The sequence below is a fragment of the Pseudomonas sp. dw_612 genome (assembly GCF_018449725.1).
In the GTDB taxonomy this organism is placed as follows: Bacteria; Pseudomonadota; Gammaproteobacteria; order Pseudomonadales; family Pseudomonadaceae; genus Aquipseudomonas.
Map to the genome: position 1 here is coordinate 1 of NZ_JAAVVC010000019.1, position 14,445 is coordinate 14,445.

At 60.3% G+C, this 14,445-nt stretch carries 11 protein-coding genes; 5 read left to right on the plus strand and 6 right to left on the minus strand.

The genetic code is table 11. The features are described from left to right. Positions 1-585: 585 nt before the first annotated feature. Complete coding sequence (locus tag HB680_RS24040; protein WP_213940943.1) at positions 586-2,112, minus strand: AhpA/YtjB family protein; 1,527 nt, start codon at positions 2,110-2,112, stop codon at positions 586-588. A 134-nt stretch (positions 2,113-2,246) separates the two neighbouring features. Here HB680_RS24040 and serB point away from each other — a divergent pair, with 134 nt between their 5' ends. Then, positions 2,247-3,461: a phosphoserine phosphatase SerB gene (gene serB, locus HB680_RS24045; protein WP_054053330.1), complete on the plus strand. Its 1,215-nt coding sequence runs from the start codon at positions 2,247-2,249 to the stop codon at positions 3,459-3,461. A 104-nt stretch (positions 3,462-3,565) separates the two neighbouring features. On the opposite strand, the gene HB680_RS24050 is transcribed toward serB, so the two are convergent. From HB680_RS24050 to HB680_RS24065, 4 genes are all read right to left on the minus strand, one after another. Beyond that, positions 3,566-5,350 (minus strand): molecular chaperone, encoded by a 1,785-nt coding sequence (locus tag HB680_RS24050; protein ID WP_213940944.1) that lies wholly within the window; start codon positions 5,348-5,350, stop codon positions 3,566-3,568. A gap of 209 nt (positions 5,351-5,559) precedes the next feature. Continuing rightward, positions 5,560-6,420, minus strand: a complete 861-nt coding sequence (gene asd / locus HB680_RS24055) for an archaetidylserine decarboxylase (protein WP_054053334.1) — start codon at positions 6,418-6,420, stop codon at positions 5,560-5,562. 18 nt (positions 6,421-6,438) lie between these two features. Beyond that, on the minus strand, positions 6,439-7,254 hold the full coding sequence (locus HB680_RS24060; RefSeq protein WP_213940945.1) for a rhodanese-like domain-containing protein: 816 nt from the start codon (positions 7,252-7,254) through the stop codon (positions 6,439-6,441). A gap of 42 nt (positions 7,255-7,296) precedes the next feature. Then, positions 7,297-8,835 (minus strand): HDOD domain-containing protein, encoded by a 1,539-nt coding sequence (locus tag HB680_RS24065; RefSeq protein ID WP_213940946.1) that lies wholly within the window; start codon positions 8,833-8,835, stop codon positions 7,297-7,299. Between the two features lie 166 nt (positions 8,836-9,001). On the opposite strand from HB680_RS24065, the gene motA reads away from it, so the two are divergent. The 3 genes from motA to HB680_RS24080 all read left to right on the plus strand — a co-directional run bounded on the left by motA (position 9,002) and on the right by HB680_RS24080 (position 12,571). After that, positions 9,002-9,853: a flagellar motor stator protein MotA gene (gene motA / locus HB680_RS24070; RefSeq protein WP_123510838.1), complete on the plus strand. Its 852-nt coding sequence runs from the start codon at positions 9,002-9,004 to the stop codon at positions 9,851-9,853. Between the two features lie 3 nt (positions 9,854-9,856). Continuing rightward, positions 9,857-10,897 (plus strand): flagellar motor protein MotB, encoded by a 1,041-nt coding sequence (gene motB / locus HB680_RS24075; RefSeq protein WP_213940947.1) that lies wholly within the window; start codon positions 9,857-9,859, stop codon positions 10,895-10,897. A 1,404-nt stretch (positions 10,898-12,301) separates the two neighbouring features. Next, a complete protein-coding gene (locus tag HB680_RS24080; RefSeq protein ID WP_213940948.1) occupies positions 12,302-12,571 on the plus strand; it encodes a hypothetical protein in 270 nt (89 codons plus the stop codon). Positions 12,572-12,727: 156 nt separating this feature from the next. On the opposite strand, the gene rsgA is transcribed toward HB680_RS24080, so the two are convergent. Further along, positions 12,728-13,759: a small ribosomal subunit biogenesis GTPase RsgA gene (rsgA, locus tag HB680_RS24085; RefSeq protein ID WP_123510832.1), complete on the minus strand. Its 1,032-nt coding sequence runs from the start codon at positions 13,757-13,759 to the stop codon at positions 12,728-12,730. Positions 13,760-13,866: 107 nt separating this feature from the next. On the opposite strand from rsgA, the gene orn reads away from it, so the two are divergent. After that, entirely contained in the window at positions 13,867-14,409 is a 543-nt protein-coding gene (gene orn, locus HB680_RS24090) for an oligoribonuclease (protein WP_123510830.1), read from the plus strand. Positions 14,410-14,445: the final 36 nt, after the last annotated feature.

Below are 14,445 nucleotides of genomic sequence, written 5' to 3' on the forward strand. Positions count from 1 at the left end.
ACTCGGTCAGTTCCCTCGTCCCTCTGGGGAGAGGGGAAAGAGAGCAGACCTTCATGCTGTTCAACACTTGAGTTCGGCTCGATATCTCAGGTCGATGTAACTCGAAAGAACAACTCGGTCAGTCCCCTCGCCCCTCTGGGGAGAGGGGAAAGGGAGCAGATCTTCATGCTGTTCAGCACTTGAGTTCGGCTCGATATCTCAGGTCGATGTAACTCGAAAGAACAACTCGGTCAGTCCCCTCGCCCCTCTGGGGAGAGGGGAAAGAGAGCAGACCTTCATGCTGCTCAACACTTGAGTTCGACTCGATATCTCAGGTCGATGTAACTCGAGAGAACAACTCGGTCAGTCCCCTCGCCCCTCTGGGGAGAGGGGAAAGAGAGCAGACCTTCATGCTGTTCAACACTTGAGTTCGACTCGATATCTCAGGTCGATGTAACTCGAGAGAACAACTCGGTCAGTCCCCTCGCCCCTCTGGGGAGAGGGTTAGGGAGAGGGGTGGTTCTTGGAGTAAACACATATCCCAACCCAACAAAAAGCCCGCAGACGAGTGATCATCTGCGGGCTTCGTTGTTGCTGGGCTAGTGTTTACGCCCGGCGCTCATGCATCCGCGCCAGTTGCCGCTCCAGCATCGACGGATAAGGCTCCATCAACCGCTCCACACAGCAAGCGCCTTCAGGGCTGGCGATCGGCCGGATCCGCGCACGTTGGCGGATCAAGGCGTCATCGCTGATCTTGCGCTCCACCAGCAGCAAGTTGCGGCTGTGTTGCGACAGGGCCAAAGCGTCCTGGGCCGCCTCGGTCAGCAACAGGTCGATCTGGCTCAGGCCGAACAACTCATCACCCAGCGTCAGGCCCAGCTGCAATTGCAGGGTGATGCCGCTGTCGGCGACTTCGATCTGCAACTGATGGCCCAAAGCGCGCAGCAATTCACCGCAGCAAATGGCGTTGGTCAGGTAATCGTCACCGCTGTCCTCGGTGTGGAACAGCATCAGCGTGCTGCCATCGTTCAGGGTGTGCAATTCGCTCTGATATAGCGAAGCCGCCTGATCGAGGCAATCGCGGTAGCGCTTGAGCAGTTCCTCAAGGCGCGTGCGGGGCAAGCGGCGCAGTTGATCCTGCGCGCCCAGTTGCACGGCCAGTACCGCGCTGTGCTGTGGCACGTTCGAGATCACCGGTTTGGCCAGCGTTATCGGCGCATTGTCTGCCGACTCATCGCGCAGGTCGGCAAACGCGTCATCGTCGTCATCATCTTCGACGGTGCTGACAACGCGTTTTGGCGCAGGCTTGAGACCGGCCACCGGTTTGCTTTCATCAAAGCTCGGGTCCCGCAGATTACGCACTTCGAAGGCCGGATCAGCCTCTTCATCGTAATCAACGTCGTCGAACTCAGGCTCCGGGACGGGCTCAGGCTCGGCCGGTTCCGGGGCGAAATTGGCGTGCAGCTGACGCGCCAGGTCGCCGATCTCATCCTGACGCTCGGTGGCCGGGGTGTATTCGTCGATGTTGCGCAGCCAGACCCGCAATTGCATCAGCGGCGTGGAGATGTGCCGACCCAGACGCAGGCTCAAGGCCAGAGACAACGCGAGCAGGATTGCACTCAAGATGCCCATGCTTTGCAGGCTGATGGTCATCGGCTGCTGGAATTGATCCATGTCCAGGCTGATGCGCAGTTGCCCGGCGGTCACGTCCTGGAAAGTGATCTTGCTCTCGTACATGCCCTCGGCTTCGCCCAGCAGGCTGTGCTTGGGACGCTGACCGGACTCGGCGAGGATGCGGTTATCCACGCTGTAGATGGCGGCGTGGGCCACCAACTTGTTCTTGGTCAGGTTGTTGAGCAGCACGTTGAGGCTGAGGATGTCGTTGGACACCAGCAGCTCGGTGGCCGAGGTGGCGGTCTGCGTGGTCAGGCTTTCGCCCAGCGCATCGGCCTGCTCGTGCATGGCCTGCTTGAACTGCAAACCCATCACACAGGCATAGATCACCAGGGCCAGAGCGACCAGGATCACGTTATGGCTGGCAATGCGTAATGCAATCGGTACACGGCGGTGGCGCAGTGCCCGGAAGATCAGCAGGAAGAAGTTATCGGTTTTTACTGGCGTGGGCCGGTTCACTGAGCTCGGCTCTTTTGTCCGTGAAGTTGACGCGCAGTATAGCGACAGGCCCTAGACCGGCAAAGCGCTGACGGTGCCCGATGGTCACTGAAAGTGGGTAGAATGCGGTTTTTTTCCACCTGCGGGGGTGCGCCTTGCGCGAAATCGTCCTGATAAACATCACGGGAGTCGACCGACCGGGTCTGACTGCGGCCATTACCGGCGTTCTGGCCCAGGGTGGTGTGAACATTCTCGACATTGGTCAGGCGGTGATCCACGACACCCTGTCGTTCGGCATCCTGGTTGAAATTCCTGACACCGAGCAAGGCAAGTCGGTGCTCAAGGACATCCTGTTCAAGGGCTACGAGCTCGATCAGCAAGTGCGTTTCACGCCGGTGTCCGAAGAGGATTACCAGCAGTGGGTCGGCAACCAGGGCAAAAAACGCCACATCGTGACCCTGTTGACCCGCAAAGTGACCGCCGGGCAATTGCAGGCTGTGAGTTCGATTACCGCCAAATACGGGCTGAACATCGACCATATCGATCGTTTGTCCGGGCGCATGCCGCTGGACACTCCGGCCGACAAGGGCAAGGGCTGTATCGAGTTTTCCGTGCGTGGCGAAGCGGCTGATCCCCAGGCCCTGCGCGCCGAATTCCTCAGCGTGGCCCAGGAACTGAACGTCGACATCGCCTTCCAGGAAGATTCGCTGTTCCGACGTAACCGGCGCCTGGCGGTGTTCGACATGGACTCGACCCTGATCGAAGCCGAAGTCATCGACGAACTGGCCAAGGCGGCGGGCGTGGGTGATCAGGTGTCTGAAATCACCGAGCGCGCCATGGCCGGTGAACTGGATTTTCGCGCCAGCTTCAAGGAACGCCTGGCCTTGCTCAAAGGCCTGGACGTCAGCGTGCTCGACTCGATCGGTGCGTCTTTGCGCCTGACTGAGGGTGCCGAAACCCTGTTCGCCGAACTCAAGCGTTTGGGCTACAAGACCGCGATCCTGTCCGGCGGCTTTACCTACTTCGCCAAGCAATTGCAGGCGAAACTGGGCATCGACTATGTGTTCGCCAATGAACTGGAAGTGGTGGATGGCAAGGTCACGGGCGTGGCGGTCGAGCCGATTGTCGATGCCCAGCGCAAGGCGGATCTGCTGAAAGAACTGGCGCACAAGGAAGGGTTGCGTCTGGAGCAGACCATTGCCGTCGGAGACGGTGCCAACGACCTGCCGATGCTGGCGATTGCCGGGTTGGGCGTGGCGTTTCGCGCCAAGCCGTTGGTCAAGCAGTCGGCGAAACAGGCGATTTCGACCCTCGGGTTGGATGGCGTTCTGTATTTGCTGGGCTTTCGGGATCGTGACGGGCAGCTCTGATTAAAGAGCAAAGATCAAAAGATCGCAGCCTTCGGCAGCTCCTACATTGGGATATGTGTTTCCTGTAGGAGCTGCCGAAGGCTGCGATCTTTTGCTTTTAAGGCTCACAACGACTTCCACAACGAATCAAAATCCTCTTCCGCCCCGACCACGCCGCTCCCCGGGTTGTTTTCGTTTTTACTCGCCTCCAGTGAGCGATACGCAAACTGGTTGAAGCTGTTGGTGCTCGACACCCGTCGATCCAGCCCGGCGCGGCGTTCCTGGCCGTTGGTGTTGATCAGCACTTTGTTGCCTTCCTGGAACGGCAGTCGCGGCGCCAACAGGGTGGCCGGCAGGTCAATCGCACTGATGGCCGGCAGCAACAAGCCACGCAGATACTGACTGTGATCGTCCCGCGTGCGCACCAGTTGCAAGCCGCAAGGCTCGGCATACGGCGCGACTTGCTCGATGCCCATCTGCGTTCCGCCGCCTCGAACCTGCCGAATCCAGCGCACCACGGCGATGCTCCAGCCCTCGCCAGCGGCATCTTCGATCCCGACCATTTCACCGGCCTGAAGCTCGGCGGGCACGGCGCCGGGCCACGCCAGGCAATAACCGCCGGGGCTGTGATTGACGATCGGCAGGGCGTAGGTCGGGAAACTCTGATTGCGGTCGGCGGCCTCGTGGCTGTCGTCGTTCTGCAGGTGCGGGTATTCGATTTCTTCGTAGGGCAACAGCGCGTCGTTGTTGCCATTGGGCGCAGCGTCGAAGGCCTGGCTCCAGTTGTCCTTGCCGCCGCCAGCCGGGGATGACGGCGAAAACTGCGCCAACCGCCCGGCGGGGTTTTTCAGGATGTCGCTGAACGAGCGCTGCCCGCCCAGGTAGAAGTGCAGAGCGCTCATGCCCACGCACAGGGTCAACGTGCCATTGCCGACGGTGCGCTGGAAACTGCGCTCAGCGGCCTGGCCCCACGCCGCGTGCAGGTGTTGCAACGTATCGAGGTTCAGCCCGGTCGGGACGGGCAGCGCGGTGTCGGTCGGATTGAGCAGCCGCGCTTCAATGGCCGCCACCAGCGGCTGCGGATCGATCCCCAGCAAACTCGGCTGTTGCTCAGCGCGGAACTTGGACCGATAGCGCGGCCCGGTATCGATGTCCGGCGCGACGGCAAACAACTCATTACCGGGTTTGTCGGGTTGCAGCTTGATCCATTTGCTCCAGGGTTCCAGCACTTCGGCGAGCCGGGCGATCTGGTTCTGGCGCAGCTGATTGCAACGCGAGGCGCCCAACAGCAGGGCGGCGACGTAAGTCTGTTCGATGCTCAGGTCGGGCGTCTCGCTGGCCAGCTCATCGCGCACACTGATGTTTTGCAGGCGATGCTCGCAGCCGATTCGATACAGCTGATGCAACTCCAGCCACACCCCTTCCGGCACTGGACAATAGAGCTGGGTGGCGCGGATCAGCGGGCCGTTCAGACAATGAATCGCCCGTTGCAACGCCTGGGTCAGCAGCGGCGCGCGGTCCTTGCTGAAACGTGGCGCGATGCGCAAAACGATTTGTTTGTAACCAATCGCCAAATGGCTTTGCAGCGCCTGGCAGAGGTTGGCGATTTTGCGTGAGCGCTCATCGAGGACAATCGCCTGATGCAGGAAATGCCGCTCCAGGTGCTTGCAGACGTAATACACCTCGGGCCGCAACAGTTCGAGGAGTTGCAGGCGATTGTCGCTGGGGGTCAGCAATTGATTGAGTTCGCTCAAGCCTTGATACAACTGGCGAGCGGTTTCGCCGATATTGGCTTTGGGCAGGTTCGCGATCCAGCGCTTGAGGTCACGCGGAGTGGGTTCGCAGAATGACAGGCGCAACGCCGCAGGGATCGGTGCGCGCAGCAATAGTGTGGGATTGGTCTCATTCATGCCGTGGAAAAACTCCAACCGGGAAATGGGCAGTGAATGACCTGACTGTAGCAGTTATGGCAGATAGCGGTATTTCGGCATGCGCGGTCCCCTGTAGGAGCAAGGCTTGCCCGCGATGGCGATCTTGAGGGCGCTATCGCGGGCAAGCATTGCTCCTACAGGCGTTGCGTCTAGCCCACGAGTACGTTCGTGGGGTTCGGCTCAGCACATCAAGCGTTCGGCAAACCCAACGCCTGGCCCATCTGCACCGGTGACGTTGCACCCAGGCCTTCAACCCATTTGACCTGATCCGGCCCGAACAGCACGACAGCGGTCGAACCCAGTTTAAAGCGACCCAGTTCCGCGCCTTTTTCCAGGTGGATCGGCGCACGGGCGGCTTCGTCGTAGCGGAAGGTTTTCAGCTCGCGTTTCGGCGGCGTGACCAGCCCGGCCCACACGGTTTCAATCGAGGCCACGATCATCGCGCCCACCAGCACCACGGCCATCGGCCCGCGCTCGGTGTCGAAAATGCACGCCACACGCTCGTTGCGGGCAAACAGTTCCGGAACGTTTTCAGCGGTGGTCTGGTTGACCGAGAAGATCCGGCCCGGGATGTAGACCATCTCGCGCAGGGTGCCGGCCAGCGGCATGTGCACGCGGTGGTAGTCCTTCGGCGACAGGTAGATCGTCGCGAAGTCACCGCCCATGAACGGCGCGGCATTCGCGGCATCGCCACCCAGCAATTCGAGCACGCTGAAGCTGTGGCCCTTGGCCTGGAACACACGACCGTGTTCGATCGGGCCCAGTTGGCTGACCGCACCGTCGGCCGGGCTGAGGATCGCGCCCGGGGTTTCGTCCAGCGGACGCGCGCCGTCTTTCAAGGCGCGGGTGAAGAACGCGTTGAAGTGCTCGTAGGCGGTCAGGTCTTCAACCAGTGCCTGGGACATGTCCACCTGATAGCGCTTGGCGAACCACGCGGTAAAGGCGTTCTTGAACCAGCGCACACGGCATTCGGCAATGCAGCCGGCCAGTCGCGAGAGCAAGTGATGGGGCAGCAGGTATTGGCTGAGGATAAACAAACGCTTATTCATTAACTGTCCTTAAAAACCTTAAATCTCTACGGGGGTGTCGGGATGGTTGCCCCACTCGCCCCAGGAGCCGGCGTAGCCTTTGACCAGCGGATAACCGAGGGACTTGGCCACTAGATAAGTGAAGCCAGAACGGTGGTGAGTCTGGCAGTGGGTGATGATTTCTTTGTCTTTGGTGATGCCGAGTTGGTCGAGGATCTGCGGCATGTCGGTACGGATGCGCAGGTGGCGCGCCTGATCCATGCCAGCAGTCCATTCGAAATTCACCGCGCCCGGAATGTGTCCACCCTTGGCGGCGAGGACTTTCTCGCCGGAGTATTCCAGCGGCCCGCGTGCATCCCAGATCGCCAGGTCGGCAGCGCCGAGACGGCTTTGCAGGTATTCGCGGGTGGCGGTGGGTTCGTCGTGCAATGTCAATGAAACCGGGCCGCCGACCGGGGCCGGGATCTGGATCGACATCGGCAAGCCTTCCGCCAGCCACGCCGGCAAACCGCCGTCGATGTAGTGGTATTTTTTGTGGCCGATGACATCCAGCAGCCAGATAAAACGCCCGGCCCAGCCGCCGCCTTCATCGTCATAGACGACGTAGACCGCATTGGGGTTGTGGCCCAATTCACCGAATAACGCTTCGAGCGACGCTTGCGGCGGCATCAGGCCCGGCGCGGGTGGTTGGCCGAGTTGCGTGCGTTTCGGATCGACAAAACGCGCACCCGGGAGATGCCCTTCGGCATAGCGGGCGCTGCTGGTCAGGTCCACCAGAATCAGTTCGCGGGCGTCGAGACGCGGGAGCAAGTCGCTCGGCTCGATCACCAGCGGCAAGCCAGAGAAGTCAGACATGTGAGGTCTCCAGAGCACAAAGGGGAAGATTGTAGCGCAGGGTCATTGGCCGCGGGTGCTAAAGCTATGCAGGGCTTTTTCAATGCACTGCGCGGTTTTGCCAAAGGCTTGCACGGTGATTTCCGAGAACGGCCCGCCGCCCTGATCCGCCACCACGACCATGATCACCCGGCCATTGTTGACCAGTGAGCGCAGCAACAGGTGTTCGCCGCCAAACTGTGCGCGCAGGCTGGCCGGGAGTAGCGCCGAGAACTGGGCGTTGTTGGCCGGCGTGATACGGACTTGGGCCTGTTGCGAAAGCAGGCGTTGCAACACGCTGCTCTGACTGACCGCGAAATTCAGGCCGGCGGCCTCTTTCGGTAATCCGGCGATCTGGTGCACCCGCAGATTGGCGTGGGTGCGGTCGGCCATCAGGATCATCACTCGGCGCATGCCGCAGGCCACCAACGCATCCCGCGCCGACGTGGTCAGGTGCATTGCGTTGGTGAAACGACTCGGCTCCACCAGCAGTTCGGCGCATTGTTTGCGCCACTGGGTCAGGTCTTCGGCAGTGGGTGCCGGGGCCGGTAGCAAACCGGCGTGGACACGGTTCATGCCCCACGGCCACAGCAGCGAAACGGCCGGGTGCCAGAGGTCCGGCATGGCGTGATTACGGGCGCTGATAGCGGCTTGCTGGTGCAGTTGTTGTTGCACTTCTTCCATCGGGATTTGCAGGTAAAGGCTGGTCAGGTACTGCCAGCGTTCACTGTGCGGACAATCCCAGGCCTGTTGCGCCGACAACGCCAAACCGTTGGCCAGCAACACGGTGTTGGCCGGTTGATTGAGCCAGCGGCGCAGGGTCGGATCATCATCGAGGCGGTTTTGCTGGCGCAGTGGGTGATCGCTGTCCCGGGCGATGCGCAGGACTTTCACCAGCTCCCGTTGCTCGTTCAGCAGCAGGCGATAACCCTGCTGTACCCAGATCGGAAGTCGCCAGATGTCCACCAACGCCAGGCAGATTTCCAACAGGCGTACGCCGAATAGCTGCTTTTCGACCTTGCGCGCCGACTCGCCTTTATGGATGACCCGCAGTTCCCATTCTTCGAGCAAATGCGGGTGAGTCAGCGCCATCGGCCACAGCGGCGAGAGGAACAGCAGGCTGCCCCAATGAATGTCCTGCCACAGCCGCGCCAGTCGATTGGCGAAAAACCCATTGGCCTGTTGCGACGCATGCTGGCTGATCAGTTGCAACTGGCGCAGGGCTTTCGGGATTTCGGACTGCGGCTCGGCCGGCAGGCGAGCGAGCAGCTCCTCGGTGCGTTTCAAGCCGAGGCGATTGAGCGCCACATCGAGGTTTTCCGCAGGCTCGGTCATGCTGCCGTGGGTGTGCCGGTTGGCTTCGCGAATCACGCTCAAGGCCAGGGCCGGGCTGTCCTGCATCAACTCGGCAATGTCGCGCAGCGAGCTGCGGTTATTGCGAATGGCTTTGCAGACAAGGTCATGACTCTCCTGCGGAACCGGCAGGCGCACGCCATCGAGAAGCTTGACCCAGCCTTCGAGAGTGGTCGGTTTCAGAGGTGGGACGTTCGTTTCATTAGCCATGGCTGGACGGGATCATCATTGGCTGTAAACACGCCCGGCGCGGGCTAAATTGGCTTTTCGCCTGAACTGGCTATAGTCTGGCGCAGTTTTGCCGATAAGTAGAAGAAGAGATTTTTTAACTTCCGAATATGACCTTGAACCCGACTCAGTAAGTGCTCTCCTACCTATGGCTAAATTAATCGGCATCATCGTCGTATTCGCGAGCGTGCTCGGCGGATACGTGCTCTCCCATGGCAAAATTGCCGCCCTGATTCAGCCCTTCGAGGTGATGATCATCGGTGGTGCGGCCCTTGGCGCATTCCTGCAGGCCAACCCCGGTTACATGACCATGCACGTGCTCAAGAAATCCTTGGGCATGTTCAGTTCGCGTTTCACCCACACGTTCTATCTTGAAGTGCTGGGCCTGATCTACGAGATCCTCAACAAAAGCCGCCGAGAAGGCATGATGGCCATCGAAGGTGACATCGAAGATGCCGCCGCGAGCCCGATTTTCGCCAAGTACCCTGCGGTATTGAAAGACGAGCGCATGACCGCGTTCATCTGCGATTACCTGCGCATCATGTCCTCCGGCAACATGGCTCCCCATGAGCTGGAAGGCCTGTTCGACATGGAGCTCTACAGCCTCAAGGAAGACCTGGAACACCCGTCCCACGCAGTCAACGGCATCGCCGACGCCATGCCGGGTTTCGGTATCGTCGCGGCGGTACTCGGTATCGTGGTGACCATGGCTTCCCTGGGTGAAGGCGACCAGAAATCCATCGGCCTGCACGTCGGTGCGGCACTGGTCGGTACTTTCTTCGGTATTCTCGCGGCCTACGGTTTCTTCGGTCCGTTGGCGCATTCCCTGGCCCACGATGCCAAGGAAGAACTGAACGTCTACGAAGCCATCAAGGCCTCGCTGGTGGCCTCGGCTTCCGGCATGCCGCCTTCGTTGGCGGTGGAGTTCGGTCGCAAGGTTCTGTACCCGGCGCACCGTCCTAGCTTTGCTGAGCTGGAACAAGCGGTTCGCGGTCGCTAAGTCATGGAAAATAATCAGCCGATAATCATCAAGCGCGTCAAGCGCATTGCTGGCGGGCATCACGGGGGCGCCTGGAAAATCGCCTTCGCTGACTTCGCGACGGCGATGATGGCGTTCTTCCTGGTGTTGTGGCTGCTGTCCACCGCCACCCCGGAACAGAAGATCGCCATCGCCGGTTACTTCAAGGATCCGGTCGGCTTTTCCGAAAGCGGCACGCCGTACATCATCGATCTGGGCGGTACACCGACTCTGGCGCCGGAGAATACCCTCAACCCCGAGGTGAAATCCCAGCCGCAGCCAGACAAAGTGACCATCGATACCGATCAGGTCGAAGGCATGGCCGAACAGGTCGAGAAAGAACGCCTGGAACTGCTGCTGCAGGAACTGCAGAACAAGGTCGAAGAGAACCCGCAACTGCAGAAATTCAAGGATCAGATCCTGTTCGAGATCACGCCGAACGGTTTGCGCATCCAGATCATGGACGCGGACAACCGGCCGATGTTCGACTCGGGTTCAGCGCGTCTGAAGCCGTACTTCGAAGACATTTTGCTGGCCATGGCCGACACCATTAAAGCGGTGCCGAACAAGATCAGCATCAGCGGTCATACCGACGCCAAGCCGTACTCGGGCACCGGTGACTTCGGTAACTGGGAATTGTCGGCCAACCGGGCCAACGCTGCTCGCCGCGCGCTCGTCGCCGGCAGCTATCCAGAGTCGCAAGTGGCGCGGGTGGTGGGTTATGCCTCGTCGGCGTTGTTTGATCGGGATAATCCGTTTAACCCGGTTAACCGGCGTATCGACATTGTTGTGCTGACCAAGAAGGCTCAAGCGGCCATCGAAGGGGCGCAAGGTGCGGAGCCGGTGCCGACACCGGGGCAGGGTGCTCCGGGTGAAGCACCGCCAGCACCGGCCGACCCGAATGCCTTGCCTGCGGACAAGCAACCGGTGCCGGCTCATGAGCTGCGTGAACGGTTGAATCTGTTTGAGGATGCGGCGCCGAAGCCGGGTGATCCGGTTAAACCAGCGGAACCGCCGAAGAAGTGACCCGTAACAATCAAGCCGACAGAGATGTCGGCTTTTTTGTGCCTGCACTGGTTTGGAAGTCACTGCATTTGTAACGTGGGCACGGTCCCTGTGGGAGCTGGCTTGCCTGCGAAGGCGGCCTTCGAGTCGACCCGTCTTTTGCAGATGTACATCGATCAACTGTAGGAGCGAGGCTTGCCCGCGAAGACGGCTTGGTGGCCGCCCGTCTTTTACTGATATACATCGATCACTTGTGGGGGCGAGCCTGCTCGCGATGGCGGCCTTCGAGTCGATCTATTGTTGGATGGTGTACATATCCATTCCTGCGGTAACGGCCACCTATGGTTTCGCTCTTACAGCGAGTCACTTTGGAAAAGCCCCAAAGTAACCAAAGGGCTCTTGCCCCTGTCGTTCGGTGCCTCGCTGTGGCTCGGCATGCCCTCGTTCCGGTCCTGCTCCGTGGGCCCGCCGCCATCGGCCATCCATGGCCGGGGGCGGCTAACCCGGCATCCATGCCGGGTTGCCCACTGCGCAGAACCTCCACTCGGCCTCTCGAGGGGGCGTACACCGCAACAGCACCGCGAGGCGGCCTGATAGCCGACCTGGCTAGGGCGCGCAAATTTTCAGCGTGGGTGCGATCCCTGTAGGAGCGAGGCTTGCCCGCGAAGGCGGCCTGGTAGCCGACCTGTCTCTGGCAGATGTACACCGATCAAATTGTGGGAGCGAGCCTGCTCGCGAAGGCGTTGTGTCAGGCACCGGGGGATTTGGGGCTGTGTACATATCCATTTCTGCGGTAACGGCTGCGTATGGTTTCGCTCTTACAGCGAGTCACTTTGGAAAAGCCCCAAAGTAACCAAAGGGCTCTTGCCCCTGTCGTTCGGTGCCTCGCTGTGGCTCGGCATGCCCTCGCTCCGGTCCTGCTCCGTGGGCCCGCCGCCATCGGCCATCCATGGCCGGGGGCGGCTAACCCGGCATCCATGCCGGGTTGCCCACTACGCAGAACCTCCACTCGGCCTCTCGAGGGGGCGTGCACCGCAACAGCGCCGCGAGGCGGCCTGATAGCCGACCTGATTGTTTTGGGTGTGTGTTTTCCTGTTGGAAGCGGTTTGCTGGTGAGATTAGAGGTTGTAGGAACGGTCTGAAATTTCGTGTAGGGGTTCTAAGTCGTACAGCCTTCTGCCTATAGTTTCGCCATCGCCGACACTCGGTGATCGACTTTAGCCGGTCGTATCAGATGATGCACGAGCGCCCGTATAATCGCGGCGCTTTTTGCTGCCTGACATCTATGTCTATGGTGGCTGTGCGTGGGACACCTTCGGGTGTGCCGGTTCATCTGACCGGTTGGCTAACCCGCGCACAGCTACCACCCTCATTCGCTTAGCCTCGAAAGGGTGGGAGTTTCACTTATCAGATGAGATTCAAGCCATGTCCCAATACCACCCGCTCCAAGGCAATTTCAGCGTCGGCCCGACGCTGTACATCGACACCGAAGCCAAAGTTTCCGACCTGCTCGAAACCGCCACCCACCGAATCAAAGCCGCGCGCAATCTGCTCAACAGCGTCACCTGCCTGTGCGTCAAAGACGCCGAAGGTCACGATCTGGAGCATTTCGCCAATGCTGCGCATATGTTGATTCAGGATGGCTGTGACGCCTTGGATGCGTTGGGTTGGAAGTTGGAAAAAGCAGCACTCTGAAAACCAGAAAGCCGCGAAATGATCGCGGCTTTCTTGTGTGGCACTTGCCCCCTGTGGGAGCGGGCTTGCTCGCGAAGGCGGCAGGTCAGTCAACAGTGATGTTGAAGCTGATGGCCCTTTCGCGAGCAAGCCCGCTCCCACAGGTTTTGTGGCGGGCTAGTAACTAGTCTCCGGCAAACTCGCAATAATCGACCGATAGCTATTCATCCGCTGCTGCTGCACACGCCCATCTTCCAGCGCCTTGAGCAGCGCACAACCCGGTTCACGATCATGCTTGCAGTCGCGAAAACGGCAAGTACCAATCAAATCATTGAATTCGATAAAGCCAGCTTCAACATCAGCACGGCTGACGTGGCCGAGGCCGAATTCGCGGATGCCTGGGGAGTCGATCAGTTCACCGCCGCCCGGGAAGTGGAACAACCGCGCGGTGGTCGTGGTGTGCGTGCCTTGGCCGGAGAGTTCGGACAGCGGGCCGACGCGGGTTTCGACTTCCGGCAGCAGGCTGTTGACCAGCGAGGATTTGCCGACGCCGGACTGGCCGACGAATACACTGATCCGTCCGTCCAGTTGTTCCTGCAATTGCTCCATGCCGTTGCCGTGGTGCGCCGACACTTCGAGCACCGGGTAGCCCAGCGTGCGGTACACCGCCAGCAAGGCGTTCAGCGCCGGGGCGTTTTGCTCGTCGATCAGGTCGAATTTGTTGAGCAGCAGCAGCGGACGAATCCCGGCGTGCTCAGCAGCGACCAGATAACGGTCGATCAGGTTGGCGTGTGGCTCGGGCAGCGGGGCGAAGACGATGACGATCATGTCGACGTTGGCCGCTACGGGTTTGAGCTGGCCACGGCTGTCCGGGCGGCAGAGTTCGGTTTTGCGCGGCAGTTGCGCCACGATCACACCGATGCCCTGGTTGCCGGCACGCCAGACGACCTGATCGCCGGTCACCAGCGCAGGCAAGTTGGCGCGCAAGTGACAGCGGAACACCTGGCCAGCCAAATCGCCATCCAGCGCTTCGACTTCGACCTGCACACCGAAGTGCGCGATCACCAGGCCGGTCTGTTCCGGGCCCAGGTCGCCGCCCTCAAGTGCCTCGACGGCCGAGGACTCGCGTTTGGCGGCGCGGGCAGCGCGTTCGCCCTGAATCTTTTCGATGCGCCAGTTTTGACGACGATTGAGTTGGCGTTTGGCCATGGGTGTTCCGTATCAAGAATGCAGCGATTAGGTAAAACGGCCGCGAGTTTAGCACGCCCGGCCACTTGCCTAGGCTAAACTGCGCAGCATTGCCTAGGAGCCGACACATGCAAAACCCGCAGAATCTGATCTGGATCGACCTGGAAATGACCGGTCTGAACCCTGATACCGACGTCATCATCGAGATGGCGACCATTGTCACCGACAGTGATCTGAACACGTTGGCCGAAGGCCCGGTGATCGCGATCCACCACAGCGACGCGATCCTCGCCGGCATGGACGAGTGGAACACCCGTCAACACGGTGGTTCGGGCCTGACCCAACGGGTGCGCGACAGCCGCATCAGCATGGCCGAAGCCGAAGCCGAAACCATCGCCTTCCTGGAAAAATGGGTGCCGAAGGGCAAGTCGCCGATCTGTGGCAACAGCATCTGCCAGGACCGTCGCTTCCTTTATACGCACATGAAAGCCCTGGAAAGCTATTTCCACTACCGCAACCTCGACGTGTCGACGCTCAAAGAGTTGGCCGCACGCTGGGCGCCGGACGTGCGCGACAGCTTCCAGAAGGGCAGCACACACCTGGCGCTGGACGATATCCGCGAATCGATCGCCGAGTTGCAGCACTACCGCAAGCATTTCATCAAGTTCTGATCTGGCAGTCCGGCCCTGTAGGAGCTGTCGAGTGAA